This window comes from Arthrobacter sp. P1_H7, assembly GCF_056405215.1.
In genome coordinates this window covers 45,319-70,626 of the sequence record NZ_JBFUCO010000007.1, presented here as the reverse complement: position 1 = coordinate 70,626, position 25,308 = coordinate 45,319, and the positions used below count along the sequence as shown (strand labels likewise).

Genomic DNA, 25,308 nt, shown 5'->3' with positions numbered 1-25,308 from the left:
CCGTTCCACCCGTCCGATCCAAGGAAACACCCATGCCCAGCATCCCCCTGCCCAAAACCACTCCCCGGCTCCGGAAGACTCTTGCCCTGTTCGCCGCGGCAACCGCCGTTCCGCTTGCCCTGGCCGGCTGCATGGACACCCCAAAGACCCCGGGCGGCGCCGCCGCCGGGCCCGTCCAGGTCAGCAGCAGTCCCGCCGTCGACGCCAAACTCCAGGCCCTGCTGGACACCGGCACCCGGCAGTACTCCGCCTATGTCAAGGACCAGACCGATCAGCTGCTTGACGGCACGAAGGCGTTCGCGGCGGCTTACGCCGCCGGGGACGCAACGAAGGCCCGCGGGCTCTACGCCGACACCCGCATGCACTGGGAGCGCATCGAGCCGGTCGCCGAGTCGTTCGGGGACCTCGACCCCAAGCTCGATGCCCGTGAAGCCGACCTCGAACCCGGCCAGGAATGGACCGGCTGGCACCGGGCCGAAAAGGACCTGTTCCCGCCGGCCGGCTACACCCCCCTCACAACGGCGGAGCGTGCCGCCATCGCCACTCAGCTCGTCTCCGACACCGAGGACCTGGCCCAGCGGACCCGCACAGTGGAACTCTCCGCGGACAAGATCGGCAACGGCGCCAAGGAACTCCTGGACGAAGTAGCCACCGGCAAAGTCACCGGGGAGGAAGAAATCTGGTCCCACACCGATCTCTGGGACTTCCAGGCCAACGTTGACGGAGCCCGGACCGCCTTCGACAGCCTGAAGCCGGTGCTGGCGCAGAAGGACCCTGCCCTGGCCGCAGCGCTCGAGGCCAAGTTCGCAGCCTTGCAGGCCGGGCTCAAGCAGCACTCCACCGGCGACGGCTTCACCTACTACAACAAGCTCAGCCAGGCCGAAGTCCAGCAGCTCGCCTCCCTGGTTGATGCCCTGGGCGAGCCGCTCGCCAAGCTCACGTCGGCAGTAGTCCTGTGAGCGGCTGCCCCTTCGGCGGCACCGCAGGCCAGACCCCCGATGGCGGCACGCCGGAATCAGCCAAGGCAGCGGGAGCCGCTGCCATGCCCGCACCGCCGGCAGCCTCCGGTCCGGGAAAGGGCCGGCTGTCCCGCCGCGGGCTCCTGTCCCTCGCAGGAGCCGGCGGCGCGGGCGCCGTCGCCGGTCTGGCGGCTGGCTTCCTCAGCCACGACGCCGTGGCGGAAGCGGCCGCTCCGCTGGCAGCGCCCGGCGACATCATCCCCTTCCATGGCGACCGCCAGGCCGGCATCGTCACGCCTGCCCAGGACCGCCTTCACATTGCGGCCTTCGACGTCGTCACGGAGGACCGCGCCGAGCTCATCCGGCTCCTGAAGGACTGGACGGCGGCCGCCGCGGCCATGACCGCGGGGCGCAGCACGGGCAACAGCGGTGCCGTCGACGGCCCCTACGACGCCCCGCCCGAGGACACGGGAGAAGCCCTGGACCTCGGGGCCGGCAAACTCACCCTCACCTTCGGGTTCGGCCCCGGCCTGTTCGAGAAGGACGGCAAGGCCCGCTTCGGACTCGAGGGGCGCCGCCCGGACGCACTGATCGACCTGCCGCACTTCCCCGGCGACGACCTCCAACCCGGACGCACCGGCGGCGACATCGTGGTGCAGGCCTGCGCGGACGACCCCCAGGTGGCCGTCCACGCGATCCGCAACCTTGCCCGCATCGGCTTCGGGCAGACCCGCGTCCGCTGGTCCCAACTGGGCTTCGGGCGGACGTCCTCCACGTCGCGGGCCCAGACCACCCCGCGGAATCTCTTCGGCTTCAAGGACGGCACCAACAACCTCAAGGCAGAGGACACCGCCCTGCTCGAGGAACACGTGTGGGCCGGTCAGGGAACGCGCCCGGAAGAGGGCTGGATGGCCGGCGGCACTTACCTCGTAGCGCGCCGGATCCGGATGCACATCGAAATCTGGGACCGCACCTCGCTGCGGGAACAGGAAGCGCTGATCGGGCGCACCAAGGGCGCAGGGGCACCGCTCTCCGGCGGCGAAGAATTCACCGCCCCGGACTTCCAGCTCCAGGGGCGCAGCGGGGAACCGCTGATCCCGCTGGACGCCCACGTCAGGCTCGCGCACTCAAGCCAGAACGACGGCGTCAAAATGCTCCGGCGCGGCTACAACTACACCGACGGCTCGGACGGTCTGGGGCACCTCGACGCCGGACTGTTCTTCATCGCGTTCGTCACGGACCCCAGGACCCACTATGTGCCCATGCAGCTGGCCATGGCGAAGGAAGACACGCTTGCTGTGGAATACCTTAAACACACCGGCTCGGGCCTGTTCGCGGTTCCGCCGGGAACCAGGGCGGGGGGCTTCATCGGCGAAGGACTCTTCGCATGACGGCAGCCGTCACCGATGCCGGACTTCCGCCCGGCACCGGTGAAGCGGGCCAGCCCGATGGCACGGAACATCCCGGACGCGGCATCAGCGGGTCCGGCAGGCCCGCCGGCAAACCAACCCTGAAACTCGCGCTGCTGGCCGTGGGGTGTTCGGCAGCGTGGCTGGCCTCCGTGCTGATCGGAGGGTCCTTCGACCCCGGGGTGCAGATCCACCGGGTAGCCCTCGCCGCCCATATCCTGGCCCTCGTGCTGTCCTTCGGCGCCATCCTGGTGCTCGACTGGGTCGGCATGCTCTGGCTCCTTGGCCGCCGCGACGTCCACGACACACGCCGACTCGATTCCGCCGCGCAGCCGCTGATCTGGGGCGGGCTGGCGATCCTGCTCATCTCCGGGGCGCTGCTGCACCCCGATCTCTCCAGCCCGCCGACGGCAATCAAACTCGTCAGCATCCTGGTCCTCATGCTGAACGGGCTGGTCCTGACCAAAACCATGAAGCAACTGCACCGGCTGCCGCCGGAAACCTTGTTCACGGCCATGGCAGCCGGGCTGCGGGCACGCTTGCTCGCGGCCTTGTGCATCTCGCAAACCTGCTGGTGGACGTCCGTGCTGGTCGGACTGCTCAACAGCACGCTGCGGCGCTGGACGGGAACCTGACGCCGGCGGGTCCTTTGACTACCGCGCGGGCGAGAAGATCCGGCTGTGGCGTTTCTCTGCCACAGCCGGATCGAATCTGGTGTCTTCCAGTGTCCCGCCGTCGTCGAGCCACCGGCGGTTGGTGTAGAAGCTGATGGCCCGATTGTTGCCTTTCTCCACCCAGAGAAATGCCCGGTCGTAGCCGAGTTCGATCAGCTGTTGTTCCACGGCCGCGAACAGAACGGAACCTGCGCCCTGCGCCCACCAGTCCGGATGCACATTGATCGCGTGGAGCTGACCGGTTCCCGGATCCGGGGCGCCGGCGGCCGGGCCGAGGATAGCGAAGCCCACAACGTTATCGCCGCTCTGGACGACGAGGTGAATGGTCCCGTCCCCGGGCTCCAGGATATTCCGACGCCACGCAGACGCTGCCCGCCCGGCGTCGAGACCGTCAAGGTACTCATCGGTCATGACGCCGCGGTAAGCGGCCCGCCAGGCCGCAATATGGATCTCGGCCAGCCGTGCGGCGTCGTGCACGGTTGCGGCCCTAACGCTGATGTCCGGAGTGGTCACGGTCCAGAATCTATCAACCCGGCTCAGCGGTGCCGTGCGGCGCGCACGAGACGGCGGAAAAGGTAGAGGATAACGACGACGCTGGCTGCGGCAAGGAGCCACGTGCCCGCGGATCCAAGGGCCGGGCCGCTCACACTAGGGCCGATTCAGTCAGCGCGGTACCCTGCAATAACACCGTGCCGGCCTCCCCCGGCCAAGTCGCCCTCCTGCGGTCCGGACCGGCTAACGGAACCGTTTCTTTGGAAAGGTCCACGCAATGTCAGAATCTGATCTTTCAGCACTCCGGGAGCGTGCTGCCCGCGGCGACAACGACGCCATCGGCGAGCTCATCGAGCTGGCCGCGGAGAGGGAAGATTTCGAAGAGCTGCGGCAACTTGCCGACGGCGGCAGCCGCGACGCTGAGGATCAGCTGGTTGAACTCGCAGCTGAGAAGGAAGATTTCGAAGAGCTCCGGCGGTTGGCATCCGCCGGAAATACGGACGCCGCCGACATCCTGGCCGAACTCAATGAGTAAGCACTCCCGTGCCGCGGGAGGATCTCCGCAGCTGAAAATTGACTAGGTGAATATTCGCTGAAGCACCTATGCTGCGCTGAGTCGTAAACGCGGCATCGATACTGGGGGTTTGAAATTGGATCTTGGCTTGCTCGTTGCGGCCCTTTACTGGGCTTTTCCCGTGGCAGCGTTTTTCGTTCTGGCGCGAACCGTGTTCCGGCTGAACACGTTTCTGAAGTTGCGGATCGCCCAGCTTCGCGCAGAGGCCTCGGCCGCCGAGGCAGCAGAGCTTCCGCACTAATTTCAGCTCGCTGGATTGACTCCATATCGGCGAATAGTTCAAGGGAAAGAGCGCCCGTGACGACGAAAGGGCTGGTGGTGCGCGCAGCGAGGGCGGAGGACACGGCTGAGGTGCGTCGGTTGTCCATTGCCTTCACCCCAGCCGCACAAGAGGTTCCGCCGGGAGTTTTCCATAGCCGTTTCGCTCAGTTCGTGGCCGACGCCTCATGGTGCCTCCCCGTGGCACACGCACTGGGAAGCGGCAGTCTGATCGGCTATGGCCTGGCCCAGGACTTCGGGCCAGGTCTGCGGGCTACGTACACCACAGGTCGCGTACATGACCTCTTTGTCGATCCTGACACACGCCTGGGCGGCACCGGCAGGGCCCTCATGAACTTTATCTTCGACTGGTCGCGGGCCCGGCCACAGCCGATGATCCTGGACTGGCAGGCAAGTCCGTCAGCCATCGGCTTCTACGAGGCTCTTGGTTTCACCCCCGATCGTGTGGGCGACTTTCCCGAGCACCCGGGCTTCACCCTTGACCACCGAGTCGGACACGGCGTGCGGCACATTGCTCTGTCCTCGACGACGGCTCGGGCGATTGAGGGGGACGGGCGCCGGTAGCTCCCCGGCGCCCGTGGCCCCTGGCCCCAGGGAGTTCAGACCGAGCGGTAGCGGAGCGAGCCGGGAATCTCGCCGCGGGACCCGAGACCTTCCCCGTAGGCGAATCGTGCCCACAGTGCCCGCATCGCCCGGCCGTGGGCATTGATCTCCTCCCACGTCGCTCCCGCCAGGAGCCCGGCACCCTCCCACGTGCGCTGGTGGCCGAACAGCAGGGGCAGGTCTACCGTGTGCGCGGCGCCGTAATGATTTCCCGGTGCGCGCCAGGACAGCACGTAGCTGTGCGCCCGCCCGCCCGCCCGCACATGCCGCCTGGCAAACCGCCGCGCCGCTTTGCCGTACACCATTTCGGTGACCACCCATGTGACTGCCTTGAGCACGGCGCTGCCGACTACGGGAATCCTCGCCACCCGGCTCAGGCGCGGGCTTCGCGGCAGAAACAGGCGGGCTTCCTCCGCCGTGTGGCCGATCAGGATGTCGATCCCCGGGGCAGCGGCGTTCCAGGCCCGGTCAAGCCCGGATTCCTCTGGCAGCGGTGAATGCCCGTACTGGATCCCGAACGGCATGGCAGCCATCAGCCCGAACTTCCTCGCCGCCCGCGCCACGTCCTCTTCGACAGCAACGACGTCCATCGCCGGCGTCGCGGCGGTAACCGCCTCCGCGGCCACCCCCATGGCGGCGTTCATCCTTTCCCGCCCCCGCGTTATGCCCAACGGAGCACTTTGAATGATGGCGCGCTGGAAAAGCGACGCCGCGTCAGGGGTCGCCATGAGGTGCGCGACGGCGTCGCCCCCTGCGGATTGCCCGAACGCCGTGACGCGGCCCGGATCGCCGCCGAAGGATCCGATGTTGCGCTGCACCCACCGGAACGCCTCGATCTGGTCCAGCAGGCCCAGATTGGCGGGCCGGCCGGTGCTGGTGGACAAATATCCGAAGAGGCCCAGCCGATAGGTCACCGAAACGACGATCACCCGGGTTTCGGCAACCAGCGCTGCCGGGTCGAAGATCGCCAGATCCCCGGAACCGGACGTGTAGGACCCGCCGTGCAGCCACACCATCACCGGCAGCCGCTCACCATCGTCGAGATCGGCAGGCAGGGCGATGGACAGGCGCTGGCAATCCTCGCTGCCCGGAAGTTCGCCGTAGCGGGTGCCGAGCACGTCATCCAGGAAGGGCACCGGCGCCTGCGGGCACGCCGGAGACAGGGATGTCGCCTCGAGCATCCCGGTCCAGTCGGTTGCCGGCTCGGGCGGCTGAAAGCGCTCCGCGGTGGCGTAGGGAATGCCGGTGGCACGCACGACGGCGCCGTCGCGCCATCCGGTGATCGGCCCACAGGGCGGATCGAAGGAAAGGTTCACATTCATTCCGGCCTAGCTGTTCTTCAGGAGGGCAACATCGGAGACAAGGTCAATGTGCTCGAGCATCGCCGCCGCGGCGGCCGCCGAGTCCCGGGACCTGATCGCGTCGGCGATCTTGCGGTGGGAGGCGAGCGACTGCTCCGGCCGGCCGGGCTGTCCGAGCGATTCGAGGCGCGTTTCCAGCACCATTCCGGCAATGAAGGACATTAACTGGGCCAGAACTGCCGAGTGGGCCGCGGCGGTGACGGCCTGGTGGAACAGCTCGTCGCCGCGCGCACCGCGGTCCCCCGAGGCGACTTCTTCCGCCATGGCTTCGAGGGCGTGATCAATGGCGTTCATGTCCTGCTCCGTGCGGCGGGCAGCCGCCAGTTCGGCCAGTTTGACCTCCAGGGTGCTGCGCGCTTCAACGATCTCGGGCAGACGGCTGCGGTGCTCGCGGAGGCCTTTGATCACGGACGGAACGTTGGGCCGGTAAACCAGCACCGCTCCGGTGCCGTGCTGGACGTCGATCACGCCGAGCACTTCGAGGGCCACCAGGGCCTGGGCCAGGGTGGCACGCGAAACCCCCAACCGCTCGGCAAGTTCCCGTTCAGCCGGCAACGTGTCCCCGGGACCCAGCTCAGCGGACTCGATGAAGTCCATAATCTGCTCCACCAGCTGCTCGTAGAGCCGGGGCCGCGAAACGCGGGAAATCTGATGCGTTGCCGCCTGCTTTGCCATGCGCGTCCTTCCAGCCTGCCCTGACCCCTAAGACTACCGGAGAACTATTGACAAAGACACCTAGTGTCTAGGAGGCTAGGCCACTAAGCCAGTAAGTGACCCACTTCGATCCGGAGGAACAACGATGTCCGCTCCCGTCCTATCCATCATCATCCTGGCGGTGATGTTCCTTCTGGCCACGGTGCTGCCGCTGAATATGGGTGCCTTGGCCTTTGTAGGCGCCTTCCTGCTGGGCTCCGTGGTGCTGGGGATGTCCACCAACGACATCCTGGCCAACTTCCCCGGCGGCCTGTTCCTGACCATCGTCGGGGTCACCTATCTGTTCGCCATCGCGCAAAACAACGGCACCATCGACCTGCTGGTCCGGGGCGCCGTCCGGCTGGTCGGCAACAAGGTTGCCCTGATCCCGTGGGTCATGTTCGCCATCACCGCGGTGATTACCGCCGTCGGCGCCCTCTCCCCGGCCGCCGTGGCCATCATCGCGCCGATCGCCCTGAGCTTCGCCGCCAAACACAAAATCAATCCGCTCATGATGGGCATGATGGTGATCCACGGCGCGCAAGCCGGCGGCTTCTCCCCCATCGCCGTCTATGGCGTCACCGTCAACAGCATCATTGCCAAGACGGAGCTGGATGCTAACCCGATGGCGATCTTCCTGGCGAGTTTCCTCTTCAACCTGGCCATCGCGCTGGTGCTGTTTGTCGTCCTCGGCGGCGGCAAACTGCTGTCCACCCCGGGCGGGCGATTGGTGGAACAGGCCGCAGAAAAGCGCATGTCCGTCAGCGTGGGTGCCCGCGCGGCCGGCGTCACGCTGCAGGGATCCGGATCCGACATCTCCGCCGCCGGCGTCTCGGCCAAGGGCACCTCCGGCTCCGGTGCATCCTCGGCAGCCGGTCCCGCCGGGGCCGGCGTACCTCCGGCCAGCGGCGCCCGTGCATCCATTCCCCAGCTCATCACCATCCTTGGCCTGATCGCCCTGGCCGTCATCTCGCTCGGATTCAAGGTGGACGTCGGCTTCGTTTCGATCACCATCGCAATCGTCCTCGCCCTCGTGTCCCCCGCAGCGCAGAAGGGCGCCGTCAACAAGATCAGCTGGTCCACCGTCCTGCTCATCTGCGGCATGCTCACCTTCGTGGGCGTCCTCGAAGAAGCCGGCACCATCGCATTCGTGTCCGGCGGCGTGGCGGATCTTGGCATGCCCCTGCTCGCGGCCCTGCTGATCTGCTACATCGGGGCCATTGTCTCGGCCTTCGCCTCCTCCACCGCCATCCTCGCGGCCCTCATTCCACTGGCGGTGCCGTTCCTGGCCACCGGCGAGGTCGGCGCCGTCGGCGTGATCGCCGCCCTGGCCGTGGCCTCCACGATCGTGGATGTTTCCCCGTTCTCCACCAACGGCGCCCTGGTCCTGGCCAACGCCCCGGAGGACGTGGACAAGGACAGGTTCTACAAGCAGATCCTGGCCTACAGCGGCATCGTCGTCGCCGTCGGGCCGGCCATCGCCTGGCTGGTCATGGTAGTCCCCGGCTGGATGTGACCGCTGGATGTAGCCGGCAAATCAACCAGCCGGGCGAGCACACCGATCAGAGCCCGCAAAGACCGACCAGAGAAGGAACACGCCCATGAGCACCGAACCCACGCCCGACGCCCAAGGCCCCCTCACCGGCTATCTCGTGGTGGACCTGAGCCGTGCCCTCGCCGGCCCGCATGCCGGCATGATGCTGGCGGACCTCGGCGCGCGGGTGATCAAGGTGGAAAACCCCGGCACCGGAGACGACACCCGCGGCTGGGGCCCGCCATTCGTGGGCCCCGAGGATGATCCGCAGGCCACGTACTTCCTCTCCTGCAACCGCAACAAGGAATCCATTGCCCTGGACCTGAAGAGCGACGACGGGCGGGCAGTGCTGCGTGAGCTGCTGGAACGCGCCGACGTGGTCATCGAGAACTTCCGTCCCGGCGTCCTGGACCGGCTCGGGTTCTCCGCTGCGCAGATGCATGCCCTGAATCCGGCGCTGGTGGTCCTCTCCATCACCGGCTTCGGGCACGACGGGCCCGAATCCCGGCGCAGCGGCTACGACCAGATCCTCCAGGGCGAGGCCGGGCTGATGTCCCTGACCGGACCCGGGCCGGACGATCCGCAGCGGGTCGGGGTCCCCATCGCCGACCTCCTCTCCGGCATGTACGGGGCGTTCGGCACCCTCGCGGCGCTGCTCCAGCGTGAGCGGACCGGCCAGGGCCAGATCGTCCGCACCTCATTGCTCGCGGCCCTGATCGGGGTCCACGCCTTCCAGGGCACCCGGGCCACGGTTGCGGGCGAAGTGCCCAAGGCCCAGGGCAACCACCACCCGTCCATCGCCCCCTACGGACTGTTCCACTGCCGGCAGGGCAGGGTGCAGATCAGCGTGGGAAGCGAAAAGCTCTGGAGAACGTTCGCATCGACGTTCGGGATCGACGCCGCGCGGCCGGAGTTCGCCACCAATGCGGACCGCGTGCGCAACCGCGAGAAAGTCATCGAAGAAGTGCAGCGGGTGTTCTCCGATTTCGAGGCGGAGCCGCTGCTCACCAAACTCAACGACGCCGGCATCCCTGCCGGCAAGGTCAGAACCCTGGACGAAGTCTATGAATGGGAACAGGTCCACTCGCAGGGTCTGGTGATCGACGTCGAGCACAAAATCCTCGGGACCGTGAGCCTGCCTGGCCCGCCGCTGCGGTTCTTCAGCGCCGCCGGCACCACTGAAACCACGTTGACGTCCCACACCGCGCCGCCGCTGCTGGACCAGGACGGGGAGCAGATCCGGCGGTGGTTGGGGCTGGCAGCCGGCACCCGAGCCGGCGCGGCGACAGTCACGGGCCAGAAGGGTCCCCGGGCATGCTGACCCAGCAGAAGGTCCGGCACCTTAACGCCACCGAACTCATCGCCGCGGTCCTCGATCCCGGGTCCTACCGCAGCTGGGACGCTCCCGTGCTGGACCCTGATCCCGGCCCCGGGTACCGGCAGGAACTGGCCGCCGCCCGGGCCAAGTCCGGCGTGGACGAATCCGTCCTCACCGGCGAGGGCCTCATCCGCGGCCGCCGGGTGGCCATCATCGTCAGCGAGTTCCGGTTCCTCGCCGGCTCCATCGGCCAGGCCGCCGCGGAACGGATCGTCACCGCCGTCGAACGGGCCACCCGCCAAGGCCTGCCCCTCCTCGCCGGCCCCGCGTCGGGCGGGACCCGCATGCAGGAAGGGACCATCGCGTTCCTCTCCATGGTCAAGATCAGCGCCGCCGTCCGCACCCACCGCAACGCCGGGCTGCCCTATCTGGTCTACCTGCGCCATCCCACCACGGGAGGCGTCATGGCCTCGTGGGGGTCCCTCGGCCACATCACCGCCGCCGAGCCCGGCGCCCTGCTCGGCTTCCTCGGACCCCGGGTCTACGAGGCCCTCCACGCCACCCCGTTCCCGGAGAACGTCCAGACGGCCGAGAACCTCTTCGACAAAGGGCTGATTGACGCGGTGGTCCCGCCCTCGCAGCTGTCCGACGTCGTCGACCGCGCCTTGGGCATCCTGGTCACCGGCCCCCGCCCGCCGGTCGCCACGCCCGCCACGCTGTCCGTGAAACCCTCCGGCGCCGGCGCCTGGGAGTCGATCGGCATCTCCCGCGACCCCCGCCGGCCGGATGTCCGGCAGCTGCTGGCGCACGGGGCCCGGGACGTGCTCCCGCTCAACGGCACCGGCCAGGGCGAAAAGGACCCCGGCCTTCAGCTGGCCCTGGCCCGTTTCGGCCAGGAATCCTGCGTCGTGATCGGCCACACCCGGCCGCGGGCCMCGCGGCCGACGGGCATGGGACAGACGGCACTGGGACAGACGGCGATGGGGCCGGCGTCCCTCCGGGAAGCCCGGCGCGGCATGCGCCTTGCCGAGGAACTCGGGCTGCCGCTGGTCACCATCATCGACACCGCCGGCGCCGCCCTGTCCCAGGAAGCCGAGGAAGGCGGCCTGGCCGGCGAGATCGCCCGCTCCCTGCACGACCTCATCGGGATCAACGCACCCACGGTGTCCGTGCTGCTCGGCCAGGGGGCCGGCGGCGGGGCACTGGCCCTCCTGCCCGCGGACCGCACCATCGCCGCGCAGCACGCCTGGCTGTCGCCGCTGCCGCCCGAAGGCGCCAGCGCCATCGTCCATCGGAGCACCGGCTTCGCCGCGGCCATGTCCGAGGCCCAGGGCGTCAACGTCGCGTCGCTGCACGCCAACGGACTCGTGGAGCACATCGTGGACGAACGCCCCAATGCCGCCGACGAGGCTCTGGCCTTCTGCAGCCGCCTCGGCCGCGCCATCGAATACGAACTCGCCACGCTCTCCAACGCAGGAGTCGACGAACTGCTCCCCCGGCGCCTGGCAAAGTACCGCAACCTGGGCAGCGTCCTTGCACCGACGGAGGGACGCCGCCCGGCCGGGTCACCTCTAGATGAGGCTCAGAGCAGGCTCGAAAACTCCGCGTAGCTGAGCGGGGCGTAGCGGCCGTAGGCGGCGATCACCGCGGCCTCGACCGCATCGACGTCGAGGCCCGGCACGAGGTCATCGGCCGCGCCGGCCGTCGCCGGGTCCCATTCGAGGCCGAGGGCGGCGTAACTGGCCTCCAGGACCGCGCGGATCGGGGCCGAGTCCGCCACTACGATCACGGAGCTGAACAGCCAGCCGCCGGCGACCACCCGCTGGGCGGTGCCGACCAGCTTGATCCGGTGTTCGGGGAACTCCGGGTCGCTGCCGTGCACGCTGAACTCCCCGGGGCAGTACTCCCCCGGGATCTCACCGACGCCGGCATCCACGCCGGCGTCGCGCAGTGCCCCGGCGAGCAGTTCGCCGAAACGCGAAAACCGTCCCTTGGCCCCGGCTATCGCGTCCGCATCGGGTTCCAGGTGGTCAATGACGAGCGTTCGCTCGTGGTACGCCGCCGCGCGGCCGCCGGCCTTGCGGACCAGCGGCTCGAAGCCCAGCTCCCGGCAGGCGTTGGCGGCGGCTTCGAAGCCGGGCAGGTGCGTGTCGCGCTGGCCGAAGGCGACCGTGGGAACCGGCCGGTACAGCCGCAGCGTGGGGCCCAATGAACCGGATTTGACCTTCTGGAGGAGCCCGAGCGCGAAGTCGAGGTCGGCCGCGGCACCGAGCGATTCCTGCTGCCGCACCACCGTCAGAGTCCGGGACCCGGCAGGCGCCTGCGGCATGTTGTTATGCTCCCTTATGGTCATTCTGCAATTCCTCGTCGTAGCCGCCGCATTCGCCATCATCGACGCCATCTGGCTCAAGACGATGAACCCGTTCTACCGCCGCCAGATTGGTGAGCTGATGGCCGACAAGCCCAATCTAGGGTACGCGGTGGTGTTCTACGTCATCTACATTGCCGGGATCGTGTTCTTTGCCCTGACGCCAGCGCTCGACGGCGGCAGCTGGCTCACCGCTGTCGGCTACGGTGCCGCCCTGGGCGCGTTTGCGTACGCCACCTACGATCTCACCAATGCCGCCACGCTCAAGACGTGGCCGTGGCAGCTGATCGTCGTCGACATCCTGTGGGGTGCCGCACTGACGGCACTGGCCACGCTGGCCGGCTGGCTTGTCTTCCACACGAACTAGGACTTGCGCAGCGTCAGGATCTGTTCCGCGCGTCCGAACGGGCCCGTGAGGTCATGCAGCACCGTAGAGGTGAGCCCGATCCCGTCCGTGCCGAACGTGACTTCGTTGTCCAGCCCCAGCCACTCCCCCTCCGGCTGCCGGTACATGTGGATCTGCAGGTCCAGGTTGGGGAAGGCGTAGCTGCCCTTGCCCGGCGGGACCCGGGCGGCAATGCCGTTCGCTGTGTCCACGAGGCCGACCAGCCGGGCGAGGTCGCCGCTGTCCGCCCGGTCTGTCAGCGGATAGTCGGTGCGGAGCCACACTGTTCCCGAGCCCGCCCGGTGACCCTCGGCGATCCGCATGTGCAGTGAGGCGATGTAGCCGCCGGGCCAGATCCTCGCGGCGTCGTACGGCTCGCAATCCTCCGGCGCGGGAATCCGCTGATCCTCGAAAGCCGCGATGGCGGACGTGTCCGAGGTGATCATCCGCCAGGCCGTGGCGCGAATGGCCGTGCGCCCGCCGGCCACGAGCTCGGCCTGCACCAGCTCGATGGTCCGGCCCGGGCGCAGGGTGGACGTCACGACCTCGAACTCACCGCCGGGGATCAGCCCGAGTATTTCATAGCTGAGCCGCGCCATGCGCATATCCTCGCGGGGCTCATGCCGGGCCAGGCAGTCGGCCATGATGCCGGAGGCGGGGGCCATGTGCTGCTCGTGTTCGTTCCAGGCGCCCTGGGCATGGATCGTGGAGCGGAACCGCCCGTCCCCCAGGACCTCGTAGTAGAAATCGCCCTCGGCAAGTTCCGGTAGTGCAGCAGTCAACGTCCGCCCTTTCGCATGGCTGGTGATTCCAGAACACACTATCCTGCTGCGCTTTTCGCAGCTCCCGGCCGGCTCCGATCCGGCGCGGACCCGGGACGCGCGTTCCGGTTGTTCCCACTCGATCCGCTCTGACTGGGTAGACTCGGGTGAGGTTTTAACGACTATTCACCGAAGAGGTGCTCCCCCTGCTTAGAGTCATCAGCTACAACCTCCGCAAGCACGCGGCCAGCGGCGAGCTGGTCGATCTGGCCCGTGATTTCGAGATTGATGCTTTGTGCCTCCAGGAGTGCGACACGGACGATCTGCCCGAAACCATCGGGGATCTGCATCTGGCCGATTCCACCAAGGGCAACCGGCTGGGCCTGGCGATCTATTACCGCATGAGCCGTTTCACGGCCTACGAGACCAAGACCTTCGCCCTCAAGAAGTCCATGCACGACCGTGTCCTCTCCCCCGCGCACGAGCGGCTCATCGGCACGCGGGTGACCGACAACGAGACCGACCACGGTCTCGTCATCGCATCGTTCCACGCGGCGCCGCTGACGGCGTCCAACTCACTGCGCCGGAACCAGATCCATGCCGCCCACGCCGAGCTGCTCAGCATGGGCGGCGGACTGATGTCCCTGATGGTGGGTGACTTCAACTATCCGTTCTTCACCAAGTCCCTGACAGCGCAGATGAAAGACGCCGGCTACGACCTCACCATGAGTGACCGACGGACCTACACCCGGTACAAAGTCTTCAAGGGCCATTTCGACTTTGCCACGTCCCAGGGCCTCGAGATCGAAAGCGTGGAAACGCTGGCCCGGGGCGCCTCGGACCACCTTCCCATCCTGATCACGGCCGAATATGGCCAGGATGGCAACGGCAACGGTGCGGCACCCACGACCAGCTGACGGCCGCTCCTGCCGGGCAGGTGCTGCCGGGCAGGTGCTGCCGCTAGGAGCCCGCATTGAAGACGTCCCCGCCGAAGCCGTTCAGCCCCGGCGCCCCGGCGTACCCGAGGCGCGGAAGCGAGAACGCGTCTTCGATGCTGGCCAGGAGGCTGAAGTGGTTGTAGGCCCGGTCCGACGTCGTGCCGGCCTTCGTGAACGGCGAGAGGACCAGTGCACCAATCCTGCCGCCGGCCGTCCCTCCGGGCAGCAGGCCTGAGGGCCCAACTGTCTTGCCCTCGGACTCGTCGAAGGTGATGACCAGCATCCCGTCCTGCCGGAAGGCCGGGGAGTCCAGGATGGCCGGGACCTGCTGGCTCAGCCAATGGTCGGCGGTGGCCAGTCCGCCTGCGCTGCCATCGACGCAGGGGTTGTCGTGGCCGTCATTGCAAAGATTGGGCGAGATGTAGGACAGGTTCGGGGTGGTGGCTACGGACTGGAGGTCGCCGCGGAGTTCGCTGAAGTCCACCACATTGCTCTGGCAGTCCGGTGACGAGGTGATGGCCTGGAAATACACGAACGGGTTGTGCCGCGTTGCGTATTGGTCACCCACCTTGGCGCCCTGGCTGCTGTCCTGCCCGCCGAGTTCGGGATGCCGGCACGGCGTGCCCATGTCTTCCATGTAACCCTTCCAGGTCTTGCCGGCGGCGCTGAGCTGCCCGGCGACCGTGGGGACCGAGGCCGGATAGACGCAGCCGGTGCCCTCCGCCAAGCCGAACGCGCCGGTCCCCGTCAGCTCAAACGCGGCGTAGGTGGGGCAGTCGGCGCGGGTCATCGCGTTGGACGGCTGCCCGGAGATCTGGGCCAGGTAGTTCGGGTTCGAATTGTGGGCGATCCCGTAGTACTTCGAAAGCAGGACGCCCTGGCTGCGAAGCGTCTGCGACAGGTAGGGGGCCTCAGAGCCTGCGCCCCACACCTTGTTGTAGCCCTTGTTCTCGAGATTGATGACGAACACGTGCCCGGGCTTCGACGCCGCCCCCGTCGTGGCGGTGCCCCCCGTAGTGGGACCCGGGTTGCTACCCGGCGGCGCCGGCTCGCACGCCGCTGCCGACACCACCAGGACTGCTGCAGCAAGCAGCCGCGCGGCGATTCGTCGATGAGTTTTCGTGGCAGTCCGGCTCATGGATTCCGGCTTTCTGATTGACCGATCAGCGTGGCCTTGGCGGCTTCAGTGTTTGCACTCTTTCACACCGCGGTAAAGAAAACCCGCGAGGACCCTGCACAGTTGCTGGGAATGAGTTCAGTAGTGAATGCTGCGGTGGTAGTTTGCACTCATGGGCGCACCATCGGATTCCATTCCGCTCCTGGACCTGAGTACCGCCAGGGGGCGCGACGGCACGTTCGACCCGGCGTTTATTGATGCACTGCGCGACGCCACGCACCGGGTGGGCTTCTTCCAGCTGACCGGCTACGGGGCCTCTGCCGCCGAGGTGGATGAGCTCTTCGACGTCACGCGGCGGTTCTTCGAGCTTCCGCTTGAATCACGGCTGGAACTGGACAACCGGCTCTCACCCCATTTCCGCGGTTACACCCGGCTGGGCCACGAAATCACCCAGGGGCGGCCGGACGCGCGCGAGCAGCTGGATTTTGGACCGGAGCGGCCCGCCGTCGCAAACTACCCACCGGATCAGCCGTATTGGCTGGTCCAGGGGCCGAACCTGCTGCCGGACCGGGCGCTGCCCGAGCTGCGCACCGTGTGCATGGCCTGGGCGGAGCAGATGTCCCGCGTCGGAGCCGAATTGCTCAGCGCCATCGCCGTGTCGCTGGAACTGCCAGAGGGATACTTCGACGAACCGTTCCGGGACTCACCGGCCTGGATGGCCAAGTTGGTCCACTACGTGGGCGGCGTTGTCGCGGATGCCGGACCGCAGGGTGTCGGCGCGCACGCGGACTACGGCTTCGTCACCTTGTTGTTCCAGGACCAGGTCGGCGGCCTGCAGGTTCTCCCGCCGGGCACCGATGCCTGGATATCGGTCGAACCTATTCCGGGGGCTCTGGTGGTCAATCTGGGCGAAATGCTCGAAGTCGCGACCCAGGGCTACCTGGCCGCCACCATCCACCGCGTCGAGGCGCCCCCGGCCGGCGTCGACCGCTATACGGTCCCCTTCTTCTTCTCGCCCCGGCTGGACGCCGTCATTGAGCCAGTGCCCCTGCCGCCCGCGCTGGCGGCCCGCTCCAGGGGGGTCACCGATGCTCCGGACAACCCGATGCTCGCGTCCTACGGCGCCAACGTGCTCAAGGGCTGGCTGCGGGCCCACCCCGAGGTCGCCCGGATCCATCACCCCGAACTTATCCGGACCGCCGGGCCATCCTGAACGGCCGCAATTCACCGGCCAACGTGCCGGGAATGGCGGGCCGCCGCAGGGCATCCCGGCGGCGTCCCCGCTCAGGCCTTTCGCTGTGCGACGGCGCCAGCCAGCGAGGCCAGGCCCTTTTCGAAGTCGGCGCCGACCATCTTGTCCATATTCATGAACAGGGCAAAGACCTTGCCGATGCCCTTGTTCTCCCCGGTCATCGTCCAGGTGACCTGAGTGCCGTCACCGGAAGGCGTGAACGTGAAGGAGGTGGGGTTGACCGCTTTGAAGGGCTTGGTGAACTCCAGACGGATCTTGATGTTGCGCGGCTCGGCGGTGTCCACGATTTCCATCGTGCCGGAGCCGGCCTTGCGGTTCCCGCTCCAGGCGTATTTGGCGCCGACCCCGGATTCGCTGCCGGAGTAGCTCCGTTCCATGGCAGGGTCAACTGACTCCCACGGCGACCACTTGGTCCATTCGCGGAAGCTGTTGACCAGCGGAAAGATGTCCTCGGCCGGTGCGGGAATGACTGCGCTGCGGGTAACTTCGTAGGTAGACATGCCGCAATCCTAGAAGGTGATCGGCCCCACCGGGCGCAGGACAGGCGGGCGCAGGATAACCGGGCCCGGCACAGGCAGGTCAGCCCTGCAGCGGGATGACCTCAATCCCCCCGCGCTGATCGGCAACGACCAGAACCCGGGCCGCCGCCACACCCTCCAGTGCCGCCGCCAACCGGTTCTCCTGGGTCCCGGCATCGCCCGCGGCTTCCCCACCGGCAACGCCGGCAACGCCGGCAACGCCGGCAGCACTGGCAGCACTGGCAGTACCAGCACCGCCGTCGGCCCGCTTCCAGACGGTGACGCCGGCCCCGGTGACCTCGTCGATGACGCGCCGCAGCGGTGCGGGGTCGGATCCCGCCACGAGGAACACGTGGCCGATGGTTCGCGGACGGACCGGACCGGCCGCGGCGAGCGCGGCGCGGTCCTGCCGCCACACGGCAAAGTGGTACCCGAACACGAGTCCCGTGGCGACCAGAAGCCCCAGGGGTGCGCGGATCCGGTCCACGAGGCTTCCACCGCTGACCTCGCCCAGGAAGAACTCGAACATCCGGAACCCGATCACCAGCAGGGTGACCACCGCCACCACCGCGCTCAGGCCGAACACGGCCACCAGGTAGATCCGGCGCGCGTTCAGTCCGGCGCCGGTCGCCGCCGACTGCTCCACGGGCCGCCATGCAAGCCACCAGACCGGCCCGCCAACCAGGAGCGAGCTGATTCCGGCAAGCAGCAGCGTCCGCGCCCCGGCGCCGGCCAGCGGCGTCGCCGTCATCGCGAGGACCGAGTTGACGATCACGCCGATCCCGGACGCTGCCGCGACCAGGGCGACGCCGGAGGTCACCAGCCTGCCGCCCTGCAGCGTTGCCTCTGTGCGCCCGCGCGCGATGTTGCGGTGGTAGACCCAGACGAGGCAGCCGAGGGCGGCCGCGGACACAGCCGGCGCGAGGGGCTCCAGCAGGAGCTCCAGCGGTTCGGAACGGTCAAACAGCAGGCGAAGGACCACGAAGAGCGCGACACCGGCTCCGCCCAAGGTGAGAATGCCGGCGCCGAGCACCCCGACCGTGATGAGCGCGACGTCGGCCAGCCCGGTCTGCAGCCTCCGGCCGCCGTCGTGCTTCCAATGCCACCACCAGATAATGGTTCCGCCGACGGCCCAGACCAGGGATTGCAGCGCCGAAACCCACCACGGCTTGCCCACCGACACCTCAGTCGCGGTTCCCCGCAGGGCGGCATCCAGCAGGGTGGATAGGGCTGAGACGGCGCCGCCCACGCCCAGCACGAGCCCCAGCACCGAGCCGAGCACCGTGGGGACGTCGGAGAGGTCTGTCGGATTCTTCCGGGGGTGATGCCACATCCACCGGTGCCAGGCCAAGACCGCGGCCCACACCAGACCGGTGGCCAGCGACAGCCGCCATTCCAGCCCCTGCCCGCCGATCAGCGAGGACAGAGAGTTCAGCACGTTGGTGGCGGCGATGAGCAGGGCGAGCAGGTAGGCGCCAGCCAGGTAGAGACCCCAGCCGATGGCGGACCGCTCCTCCGGGTCGTCGAGCCGCCGCCATACCGCCCGCCACAGAAGGGCCGCGAGCGGCCCGCCAATCAGGGCGAAAGCCAGCGAGCGCGCGAGCCCGGCGACGTCGTACGAGGCCAGCTCCGTCCCCGCCACCAACAGGCGGCCCAGCAGTCCGCTGAGCCCGACGGCGGTGATCACCACCAGCGCGAACAGCAGCGCGTAGGTGATGAGCCGGCGCACAGTCCGTTGGGCGCTCACTGCTTCACCTGGCCCGGGCACACCGTCAGCTGCCAGGGTGCGGTGTCGATCAGCCAGCCGTTGCCCGACCGAACGAGGTCGAATGCGTCCTCCACCTGGTATTCGGCGCTGCCGAAGGGGCCGCCCGGCTCGGACACAGTGATGAGCACCCTCACGTCCGCGGATTCCGGCCGCTCGGTGGTGGATACCAGCGTGACGCGCAAATTCCGGGCCGTGGGGCGGGCGTCGGGTGTGCACTTGCTCCGGGCGGTTGGCGTCAGGTAGGCGGAGGCGGCCGCCTCATCCCCGGCAATGACGGCGGCGGCATAGCGCTGCGCGACGCCGGCGGGCGTTGACTCGGCCAGGGGCGCGGGTTCCCCGCGGGTGAAGACAACTGCCAGCGCGATGATCACGATCACCGCGATCGCGGCCAGGATGGCCAGCAGGGTCCGGTCAGGCCTGGTGCGGCGCGGCTCCCCCGGCTTCTCCGGCTTCTCCGGCTCCCCCGGCTTCTCCGGCTTCTCCGGCTTCTCCGGCTTCTCCGGGCCGGGTTCCTCCGGCGGTCCTTCAGGCTGCAGGCTCATGCCGCAAGTATGGACGCCGGTCCAGCGCACGGTCACGATGTCTTTCGTCCCCTTTCCGCGGCGTCCGCGTCGACGCAGCCGAAGCCAGCCACTACGCTCGGAAAATGGGATTCATGCGCAAAGCCCTCGCCGCTGCGGTTGTGCTGATGGCCGGCCTTCTCGGCGGGGCCCCCGCGGCGCTCGCCGTGACGCCGACCGCCGTCGTGGTTGAAGACCGCGCCGGGGTCTTGGACCAGCGGACGCTGCTGCCGGCGGTACAGGCCACCGACTTTTATGAGCCCACCAAAGTTGCGATCTACACGTACAACGGCACGGCCGCCGACAATCTGAACGAAGAAGTCCTGCGGTTCGCCCGCACCGAGCATCCCGAATGGATCAGCGCCGACGGGCAGAAGTGGGCAGACGGGCTGTTCATCTTCGCCCTCGATCCGGTGGGCCGGCATGTGGGGACGTACATGGGCGAGGACCGGAAGGTCTCCCCTGAACAGCGCGAGGACATCCAGAACGCCGCCAAGGAACTCCTTCGCGATGCGCAGTGGACCGAGGGCACCATTGCCGGGATCCGCCGCGGTGCCGAACTCATCAATCAGCCGTGGTACCGGTCCACGGCTTTCCTCGTCACGGCCTGGGCGGCAGTGGCCGCCGCTGTCTGCTCAGCCGCGGCATGGCTGATCGTGCGGTGGCGGACCAGGGTGTCCAGCCGGAAGGAACTGGGCCGGGGCGAGGCCAGCTACGCCAATGTCAGCATGGACCTGCAGGTGACCGAGCTCAACGCCAGCACTATTCCCGAGTCGTCCCGGTACGGGAGCACGGTGCTCGAAAAACACCGCACATTCGTGAACCGCTACGGTACAGCCACCGAACTATCCAACCAGGTACACGCCCTCAGCAGCCGGGACCTGAGCCGTCGGCCCAACCTCAAACTGGTCCGGAGTTACGCCGACACCGCCGCCGAACTCGACGCGCTGGATGACGTGATCGCCGATACCAATGCCTTGCTCAACCGAGGCTCATCCTGGCCTGCCGCCTGGGACCGCCAGCTCGCGCCGTTCCGCAGTGACCTGGACGGCGTGGAAGACCTGCTGAGCCAGCGCCGCGCCGAGGGAACCTCAGCGACGGCGGCGGCCCTGCGGTCCTTCCGCGACGAAAGCCGACGTGACATGGAGCGCTGGTCGGCGGAACTGGCGGACGGCTCAATCACACCCGAAACGGCGCTGGACCGGTTGCGTGACGCCCGGACCCACCTCTCGGAGCTGTTGAAGAAGCACGCCGACACCCTGATCCAGGCTTATGCCCGCAATGAGAAGGAAGCCGGGCTGATGCGCGAGGAAATGGACAGCGCGCAGGCGGGAGCGAAGGCAAAATACGGCCGCACATACGAGCCGAGCATCCTCGGAACGGTGTACCCGTCCTACTACTTCTTCTCGGTCCCGAGCTTCAACACCGGCTTCAACAGCGGCGTCAGCAGTGTCAGCAGCGCGCGCGGCGGCGGCACCACCACCGGGTATGGGTCCAGCGGCGGAAGCTTCTCCGGGTCCGGGAGCTCATCAAGTTTCTAAGGCCAAGTTTCCAGGGCCGTACTCCCTGCGGCCTTACTCCTGGGGCCCGTGCTCCTAGGGCCCCGTCCCGGGCCGTTCGACGATGAAATCACCACCGGGAAACATGATCGTCTCGTGCCCGTCGTCAAACCTGACGAGGTACGGCGGAGCACCATCGACCCCCCTGACCTCAAGGATCTGGCCGTGTCGGTCCGTGGATTCGACCGTGGTCCCCCGGATGACGATGCGGTCCCCTGCGACTGCTTTCATGGCGATCACCTGTATCTCTATTGACGCCTCTGTGCCCGAAGATCATTATGACTCTTGACGGTGGGGGGCGCCATGGCCTTGGACTGAGGAGCCGTGCCGTGAACACCATCCAGGCATTTTCCACAGCAGAAAAAGCATTCTGCACCGATTTCCCCGAGTTCGGCTCCGCCGCCGGAACGCGTCGCCCGATCGCCTCGTTTCCCGGGCTCGTCGGTCCGGGCCACCAGCGACGCCGGCCCGGTGATCGCCACTCCGCGGGCCCGGCCAACATGGTGGAGCCTGCGGGGTACCGGCCATGATGGGCGCAATTCTCCGGTGGGTTCTGCAGTTCCGGATTCTGGTCCTGGCAGCGGCCGCGGGAATCCTGGCCCTCGGGCTCACCAGCCTGCCGAGCATGTCCGTGGACGCTTTCCCGGAATTTGCCCCGCCCCAGGTGGAGATCCAGACCGAAGCCCTGGGACTCTCAGCCGCCGAGGTTGAGCAGCTCATCACCTCACCTATGGAAGCCGACCTGCTGAACGGGGTCGCCTGGGTGGAGGCCATTAGGTCCAAATCCGTCCCCGGCCTGTCCTCGATCCAGATGGTTTTCAAGCCGGGGACCGACCTCCTCCGCGCACGCCAACTGGTCTCGGAACGGCTGACTCAGGCACGCGCACTGCCCAACGTTTCGGCGGCGCCGGTGCTGATGCAGCCGTTGTCCTCGACCAGCCGGGTCATGATGATCCGGCTGACCTCGAAGGACATGTCGGCCATCGACATGTCCGTCCTGGCCCGCTGGACCATGAAGCCCGAGCTCCTGGCCGTGCCAGGCGTCGCCAACGTGGCAATCTGGGGCCAGCGCGACCAGCAGCTCCAGGTCCTGGTGGACCCGGCGCGGCTCGAAGCCAAGGGCGTCACGCTGGACGAAATCATCAAGACGACCGGCAACTCCGTGTGGGTCTCGCCACTGAGCTACCTGGAGGCATCCACACCCGGCACCGGCGGCTTCTTCGAGACGGGCCACCAGCGGATCGGTGTCCAGCATGTCCTGCCGATCACCACACCGGAGGACCTGGGCCAGGTCCCGGTCCAGGGTGCGCCAGGCCATCTCCTGCTCAAAGACGTGGCCACAGTGTCAACGGATCACCAGCCGCTGATCGGCGACGCCCTGCTGAGCAAGGAAGCCGAGTTGTTGCTGGTCATCGAGAAATTCCCGGAATCCAACACGATGGACGTGACCCGGGGCGTTGACGAGGCCCTGCACGCCCTCCAGCCCGGCCTGCCAGGGGTCGCGATAGATACCAGCGTCTACCGGCAGGCGTCCTTTATCGACGAGGAGATCGGGACGCTCGGCGCCGCTGTGCTGGTGACGCTGCTGCTCATTGTCGCCATGTTTGGGGCCTTCTTCCGTTCCTGGCGCACCGCCTTGATCAGCCTCATCACGATCCCGGTGTCGCTGACCGCGGCGGCGCTGGTGCTCGATTGGCGCGGCACCGGGATGAACACCATGGTCATGGCCGGCCTGGTGCTGGCCCTGGCGGTCATCGTGGGAGACGTCGCGGAAGACCTCAGCGGCATCGCCCGGGCACGGAGGGCCGAGACCAGGTCCCGCGGCGAAACTTCCGACGGCGGGACGGAGTCCACGCCGGCACAGGATAGGCAGCCGCGCGATTCAGTGATCCCGGCCGCCCTGCGGGCAGCCCGCACACCAATGCTCTACTCACTGCTGATCATGGCTTTGGCCCTCACACCCGCGCTGTTCATCCCGGGTGAGAACGGTGCCCTGTTCGGACCTCTGGTCCAGAGCTACCTGGTTGCCTTGGTTGTCTCGATGATCACCGCCCTCACGGTCACGGCAGCCCTCGCGTTCGTCCTTCCTGCGGCATCCAAGGCCCCGGAGCGGCGGTCCCTCCGGCGGCTTGAAGGCGCTTACGGCAGGTACGTGAAGCGTTTGGCAGGGAGAACCCGGTGGGTATTCGCCGCCGCCGCGGTGGTGGCGCTGGCCGGACTGGCGCTCGCTCCCCAGCTGGCCGGGACCCATCCCGTGGTGCCCGTCCTGGCGGACAAGACCCTGGTGGTGCACTGGAGCGCGATAGCCGGCACCTCGGACCGAGAAATGAGCCGGATCACCGAGGCGGCAGCCGACGAACTGCGAACGTTGCAGGGGGTGGCCAACGTGGGAGGACACATCGGACGCGCGATCACCTCCGACCAGGTTGGCGACGTCAGCTCCGGCGAGCTGTGGGTGACCGTGGCCCCCGATGCGTCGTACGCCGACACGGCCGCCGCCGTCGACCGCGTGATCGCCGGCTATGCGGGCCTGACCAGCAAAGTCTCCACCTATCCGCAGGAACGCATCGACCAGATCCGGGAAGAAGCCAACGGCGGCTTTGCCGTCCGGGTCTTCGGACTCGACCCGACGATCCTGCGGCAGAAGGCGGCGGAGGTCCAAACAATCCTGGAGCACACCGCCGGAGTGGCCAATCCCCACGTCGACCTGCCCGCCGAACAGCCCATCGCGGAAGTCAAGGTGGACCTCGCCGCGGCCCAAAAGGCCGGCGTCGTTCCCGGCGACGTCCGACGCGCGGCAGCCGCCCTGCTGCAGGGCATCGAAGTCGGCAACCTGTACGAGCAGCAAAAGGTCTTCTCCGTCATCGTCAAGGGCGCCGCGGCCACCCGCAGCAGCCTGGACAGCGTCCGCAACCTGATCATCGACACTCCCGACGGCGGCCACGCCCGCCTCGGCGACATCGCACAGGTGACCATGGTCGGGTACGAGTCCGTGATCCTGCATGATGACACCTCGCGCCGCATCGATGTGAAAGCCGACATCCAGGGCCGCCCCCTGGGCGACATCCAGCGTGACATCAACGCGGCCCTGCAGCAGATGCAGTTCCCGATGGCGTACCACGCCGAGATCCTCACCCAGTATGCCCAGCAGCAAAGCAACTACCAGTGGCTCTGGCTGCTCGCGGCAGTCGCCGCGGCCGGGATCCTGGTGTTGCTGCAAACGGCGACGGGGAGTTGGCGGCTCGCCGCCCCGCTCTTCCTGGGCCTGATCCTGGCACTGTCCGGCGGCGCGCTGGCCGCCCAGGCCACCGGCGGCGTCAACGCGCTGGTCGCCCTGGTCGCCTTCGCTGCAGTCCTGGGAATCGCTGTCCGCGGCGCCCTCCTGCTGGCAGGCCACGTCCGGGGCCTGCGGGCAACAAATGCTTCGGCCCCCTGGCAGGCTCTGGTGGTCCGCGGAAGCAGGGAGCGGCTGGGACCTGTCCTGATGTCGACCGTGATAACGGCGCTGGCGCTGTTGCCCCTGGTCCTGCTGGGCGGGGTCGTCGGAACGGAAATCATCCTGCCGCTTGCCGTGATCATCTGGGGCGGCCTGCTGACAACAACCTTCTTCACCCTGTTTGTGGTGCCCGCTGTGCTGCTTCGGTTCGAGCCCCAGCAGGCACCCAGCCCGCCGGCCGGCCAGGGCACCGCCGCACCAACTGAAAGCCGGGATGCGTCATGAACTCCACACTTTCGCCGCGGGGTAACAAGGTCACGGTTTTCATCATCGCGCTGATCGTGTCGGTGTTCACGGCGCTCTCGGCCACAGGTTGCGCCCAGGCGCCGGAGGCCGCACCGTCCGAAGGCGAACCGGCGGAGATCGCTGAAGTCCCCGGCACGGATCTTCACCGGCTCACCCTCACCGACCACGCCGTCGAACGGGTCGGGATCGCGACAGCGGTGACTGCAGTGGATCCCCAAACCGGCAAACTCACTGTCCCCTACGGAGCCATCCTGTACGACAGCTCAGGCAAGGCGTGGGTCTACACCAACCCTGAGCCCCGGGTCTACGTCCGCCAATCCATCACGGTCCAGCGCATCAACGGCGACGTTGCCGTCCTGACGGACGGGCCGCCGGCAGGGACCGTGGTAGTCACCACAGGTGCCGAGGAACTTCTCGGCACCGAATTCGATACGGCCGAGTGAC

24 protein-coding genes are annotated in these 25,308 nt (G+C 67.8%); 14 read left to right on the top strand and 10 right to left on the bottom strand.

Annotated features, from left to right (window positions below; translation table 11 throughout):
- Positions 1-32 precede the first annotated feature (32 nt).
- From efeO to AC1DXI_RS09555, 3 genes are read left to right on the top strand one after another with little or no spacing between them, the layout of a single operon-like run.
- Entirely contained in the window at positions 33-959 is a 927-nt protein-coding gene (efeO, locus tag AC1DXI_RS09565; protein ID WP_476938393.1) for an iron uptake system protein EfeO, read from the top strand.
- Positions 956-2,350 (top strand): iron uptake transporter deferrochelatase/peroxidase subunit, encoded by a 1,395-nt coding sequence (efeB, locus tag AC1DXI_RS09560; protein WP_476938392.1) that lies wholly within the window; start codon positions 956-958, stop codon positions 2,348-2,350. Before efeO ends, efeB begins: the two co-directional genes overlap by 4 nt.
- Positions 2,347-3,003: a hypothetical protein gene (locus tag AC1DXI_RS09555; protein ID WP_476938391.1), complete on the top strand. Its 657-nt coding sequence runs from the start codon at positions 2,347-2,349 to the stop codon at positions 3,001-3,003. The genes efeB and AC1DXI_RS09555 overlap by 4 nt, the downstream gene beginning before the upstream one ends.
- Positions 3,004-3,021: 18 nt before the next feature.
- Here the strand turns inward: AC1DXI_RS09555 and AC1DXI_RS09550 are convergent, their stop codons facing one another.
- The gene (locus AC1DXI_RS09550; RefSeq protein ID WP_476938390.1) at positions 3,022-3,555 is read right to left on the bottom strand and encodes an N-acetyltransferase family protein; all 534 of its coding nucleotides are present in this window, start codon (positions 3,553-3,555) and stop codon (positions 3,022-3,024) included.
- A 256-nt stretch (positions 3,556-3,811) separates the two neighbouring features.
- Between AC1DXI_RS09550 and AC1DXI_RS09545 the strand changes: the two genes are divergently transcribed.
- Together AC1DXI_RS09545 and AC1DXI_RS09540 are read left to right on the top strand one after the other, a co-directional pair.
- Positions 3,812-4,069, top strand: a complete 258-nt coding sequence (locus tag AC1DXI_RS09545; protein WP_476938389.1) for a hypothetical protein — start codon at positions 3,812-3,814, stop codon at positions 4,067-4,069.
- Positions 4,070-4,405: 336 nt separating this feature from the next.
- On the top strand, positions 4,406-4,951 hold the full coding sequence (locus AC1DXI_RS09540) for an N-acetyltransferase family protein (RefSeq protein WP_476938388.1): 546 nt from the start codon (positions 4,406-4,408) through the stop codon (positions 4,949-4,951).
- A gap of 35 nt (positions 4,952-4,986) precedes the next feature.
- Here the strand turns inward: AC1DXI_RS09540 and AC1DXI_RS09535 are convergent, their stop codons facing one another.
- Together AC1DXI_RS09535 and AC1DXI_RS09530 are read right to left on the bottom strand one after the other, a co-directional pair.
- On the bottom strand, positions 4,987-6,312 hold the full coding sequence (locus tag AC1DXI_RS09535) for a carboxylesterase family protein (RefSeq protein ID WP_476938387.1): 1,326 nt from the start codon (positions 6,310-6,312) through the stop codon (positions 4,987-4,989).
- Between the two features lie 6 nt (positions 6,313-6,318).
- Entirely contained in the window at positions 6,319-7,026 is a 708-nt protein-coding gene (locus AC1DXI_RS09530) for a FadR/GntR family transcriptional regulator (protein ID WP_476938386.1), read from the bottom strand.
- A 124-nt stretch (positions 7,027-7,150) separates the two neighbouring features.
- On the opposite strand from AC1DXI_RS09530, the gene AC1DXI_RS09525 reads away from it, so the two are divergent.
- From AC1DXI_RS09525 to AC1DXI_RS09515, 3 genes are all read left to right on the top strand, one after another.
- Positions 7,151-8,560 (top strand): SLC13 family permease, encoded by a 1,410-nt coding sequence (locus tag AC1DXI_RS09525; protein WP_476938385.1) that lies wholly within the window; start codon positions 7,151-7,153, stop codon positions 8,558-8,560.
- 85 nt (positions 8,561-8,645) lie between these two features.
- On the top strand, positions 8,646-9,899 hold the full coding sequence (locus AC1DXI_RS09520; RefSeq protein WP_476938384.1) for a CaiB/BaiF CoA transferase family protein: 1,254 nt from the start codon (positions 8,646-8,648) through the stop codon (positions 9,897-9,899).
- Positions 9,893-11,506, top strand: coding sequence for a carboxyl transferase domain-containing protein (locus AC1DXI_RS09515; RefSeq protein WP_476938383.1), 1,614 nt, complete (start codon positions 9,893-9,895; stop codon positions 11,504-11,506). Before AC1DXI_RS09520 ends, AC1DXI_RS09515 begins: the two co-directional genes overlap by 7 nt.
- Here the strand turns inward: AC1DXI_RS09515 and AC1DXI_RS09510 are convergent.
- Positions 11,479-12,225: a lipoate--protein ligase family protein gene (locus AC1DXI_RS09510; protein WP_476938382.1), complete on the bottom strand. Its 747-nt coding sequence runs from the start codon at positions 12,223-12,225 to the stop codon at positions 11,479-11,481. The genes AC1DXI_RS09515 and AC1DXI_RS09510 overlap by 28 nt on opposite strands.
- A gap of 16 nt (positions 12,226-12,241) precedes the next feature.
- Here AC1DXI_RS09510 and AC1DXI_RS09505 point away from each other — a divergent pair, with 16 nt between their 5' ends.
- The gene (locus AC1DXI_RS09505; RefSeq protein ID WP_476938381.1) at positions 12,242-12,631 is read left to right on the top strand and encodes a DUF2177 family protein; all 390 of its coding nucleotides are present in this window, start codon (positions 12,242-12,244) and stop codon (positions 12,629-12,631) included.
- Here the strand turns inward: AC1DXI_RS09505 and AC1DXI_RS09500 are convergent.
- Entirely contained in the window at positions 12,628-13,431 is an 804-nt protein-coding gene (locus AC1DXI_RS09500) for a thioesterase family protein (protein WP_476938380.1), read from the bottom strand. The genes AC1DXI_RS09505 and AC1DXI_RS09500 overlap by 4 nt on opposite strands.
- Before the next feature lie 176 nt (positions 13,432-13,607).
- On the opposite strand from AC1DXI_RS09500, the gene AC1DXI_RS09495 reads away from it, so the two are divergent.
- Entirely contained in the window at positions 13,608-14,327 is a 720-nt protein-coding gene (locus AC1DXI_RS09495; protein ID WP_476938379.1) for an endonuclease/exonuclease/phosphatase family protein, read from the top strand.
- Positions 14,328-14,370: 43 nt separating this feature from the next.
- Here the strand turns inward: AC1DXI_RS09495 and AC1DXI_RS09490 are convergent, their stop codons facing one another.
- Positions 14,371-15,486, bottom strand: a complete 1,116-nt coding sequence (locus tag AC1DXI_RS09490; RefSeq protein WP_476938378.1) for an alkaline phosphatase family protein — start codon at positions 15,484-15,486, stop codon at positions 14,371-14,373.
- 151 nt (positions 15,487-15,637) lie between these two features.
- On the opposite strand from AC1DXI_RS09490, the gene AC1DXI_RS09485 reads away from it, so the two are divergent.
- Positions 15,638-16,678: an isopenicillin N synthase family dioxygenase gene (locus AC1DXI_RS09485; protein ID WP_476938377.1), complete on the top strand. Its 1,041-nt coding sequence runs from the start codon at positions 15,638-15,640 to the stop codon at positions 16,676-16,678.
- Positions 16,679-16,749: 71 nt separating this feature from the next.
- Here the strand turns inward: AC1DXI_RS09485 and AC1DXI_RS09480 are convergent, their stop codons facing one another.
- The 3 genes from AC1DXI_RS09480 to AC1DXI_RS09470 all read right to left on the bottom strand — a co-directional run bounded on the left by AC1DXI_RS09480 (position 16,750) and on the right by AC1DXI_RS09470 (position 19,545).
- Positions 16,750-17,217 (bottom strand): SRPBCC family protein, encoded by a 468-nt coding sequence (locus tag AC1DXI_RS09480; RefSeq protein WP_476938376.1) that lies wholly within the window; start codon positions 17,215-17,217, stop codon positions 16,750-16,752.
- A gap of 79 nt (positions 17,218-17,296) precedes the next feature.
- Positions 17,297-18,982: a DUF5671 domain-containing protein gene (locus AC1DXI_RS09475; RefSeq protein WP_476938375.1), complete on the bottom strand. Its 1,686-nt coding sequence runs from the start codon at positions 18,980-18,982 to the stop codon at positions 17,297-17,299.
- Positions 18,979-19,545 (bottom strand): LpqB family beta-propeller domain-containing protein, encoded by a 567-nt coding sequence (locus tag AC1DXI_RS09470; RefSeq protein WP_476938374.1) that lies wholly within the window; start codon positions 19,543-19,545, stop codon positions 18,979-18,981. Before AC1DXI_RS09470 ends, AC1DXI_RS09475 begins: the two co-directional genes overlap by 4 nt.
- 104 nt (positions 19,546-19,649) lie before the next feature.
- On the opposite strand from AC1DXI_RS09470, the gene AC1DXI_RS09465 reads away from it, so the two are divergent.
- A complete protein-coding gene (locus tag AC1DXI_RS09465) occupies positions 19,650-21,104 on the top strand; it encodes a DUF5129 domain-containing protein (RefSeq protein WP_476938373.1) in 1,455 nt (484 codons plus the stop codon).
- A gap of 54 nt (positions 21,105-21,158) precedes the next feature.
- On the opposite strand, the gene AC1DXI_RS09460 is transcribed toward AC1DXI_RS09465, so the two are convergent.
- Positions 21,159-21,353 (bottom strand): DUF1918 domain-containing protein, encoded by a 195-nt coding sequence (locus tag AC1DXI_RS09460; RefSeq protein ID WP_476938372.1) that lies wholly within the window; start codon positions 21,351-21,353, stop codon positions 21,159-21,161.
- 295 nt (positions 21,354-21,648) lie between these two features.
- Here AC1DXI_RS09460 and AC1DXI_RS09455 point away from each other — a divergent pair, with 295 nt between their 5' ends.
- Together AC1DXI_RS09455 and AC1DXI_RS09450 are read left to right on the top strand one after the other, a co-directional pair.
- Positions 21,649-24,843 (top strand): efflux RND transporter permease subunit, encoded by a 3,195-nt coding sequence (locus AC1DXI_RS09455; protein WP_476938371.1) that lies wholly within the window; start codon positions 21,649-21,651, stop codon positions 24,841-24,843.
- Positions 24,840-25,307 (top strand): hypothetical protein, encoded by a 468-nt coding sequence (locus tag AC1DXI_RS09450; RefSeq protein ID WP_476938370.1) that lies wholly within the window; start codon positions 24,840-24,842, stop codon positions 25,305-25,307. The genes AC1DXI_RS09455 and AC1DXI_RS09450 overlap by 4 nt, the downstream gene beginning before the upstream one ends.
- The last annotated feature ends 1 nt before the right edge of the window (position 25,308 follow it).

Coding starts and splice junctions, on each gene's coding strand:
- AC1DXI_RS09545 (WP_476938389.1), top strand. CDS start 3,812: ATGTCAGAATCTGATCTTTCAGCACTCCGGGAGCGTGCTGCCCGCGGC.
- AC1DXI_RS09455 (WP_476938371.1), top strand. CDS start 21,649: ATGATGGGCGCAATTCTCCGGTGGGTTCTGCAGTTCCGGATTCTGGTC.
- AC1DXI_RS09450 (WP_476938370.1), top strand. CDS start 24,840: ATGAACTCCACACTTTCGCCGCGGGGTAACAAGGTCACGGTTTTCATC.
- AC1DXI_RS09505 (WP_476938381.1), top strand. CDS start 12,242: ATGGTCATTCTGCAATTCCTCGTCGTAGCCGCCGCATTCGCCATCATC.
- AC1DXI_RS09555 (WP_476938391.1), top strand. CDS start 2,347: ATGACGGCAGCCGTCACCGATGCCGGACTTCCGCCCGGCACCGGTGAA.
- AC1DXI_RS09485 (WP_476938377.1), top strand. CDS start 15,638: ATGGGCGCACCATCGGATTCCATTCCGCTCCTGGACCTGAGTACCGCC.
- AC1DXI_RS09465 (WP_476938373.1), top strand. CDS start 19,650: ATGGGATTCATGCGCAAAGCCCTCGCCGCTGCGGTTGTGCTGATGGCC.
- AC1DXI_RS09520 (WP_476938384.1), top strand. CDS start 8,646: ATGAGCACCGAACCCACGCCCGACGCCCAAGGCCCCCTCACCGGCTAT.
- AC1DXI_RS09470 (WP_476938374.1), bottom strand. CDS start 19,545: ATGAGCCTGCAGCCTGAAGGACCGCCGGAGGAACCCGGCCCGGAGAAG.
- efeO (WP_476938393.1), top strand. CDS start 33: ATGCCCAGCATCCCCCTGCCCAAAACCACTCCCCGGCTCCGGAAGACT.
- AC1DXI_RS09535 (WP_476938387.1), bottom strand. CDS start 6,312: ATGAATGTGAACCTTTCCTTCGATCCGCCCTGTGGGCCGATCACCGGA.
- AC1DXI_RS09525 (WP_476938385.1), top strand. CDS start 7,151: ATGTCCGCTCCCGTCCTATCCATCATCATCCTGGCGGTGATGTTCCTT.
- AC1DXI_RS09490 (WP_476938378.1), bottom strand. CDS start 15,486: ATGAGCCGGACTGCCACGAAAACTCATCGACGAATCGCCGCGCGGCTG.
- AC1DXI_RS09510 (WP_476938382.1), bottom strand. CDS start 12,225: ATGCCGCAGGCGCCTGCCGGGTCCCGGACTCTGACGGTGGTGCGGCAG.
- AC1DXI_RS09530 (WP_476938386.1), bottom strand. CDS start 7,026: ATGGCAAAGCAGGCGGCAACGCATCAGATTTCCCGCGTTTCGCGGCCC.
- AC1DXI_RS09480 (WP_476938376.1), bottom strand. CDS start 17,217: ATGTCTACCTACGAAGTTACCCGCAGCGCAGTCATTCCCGCACCGGCC.
- AC1DXI_RS09460 (WP_476938372.1), bottom strand. CDS start 21,353: ATGAAAGCAGTCGCAGGGGACCGCATCGTCATCCGGGGGACCACGGTC.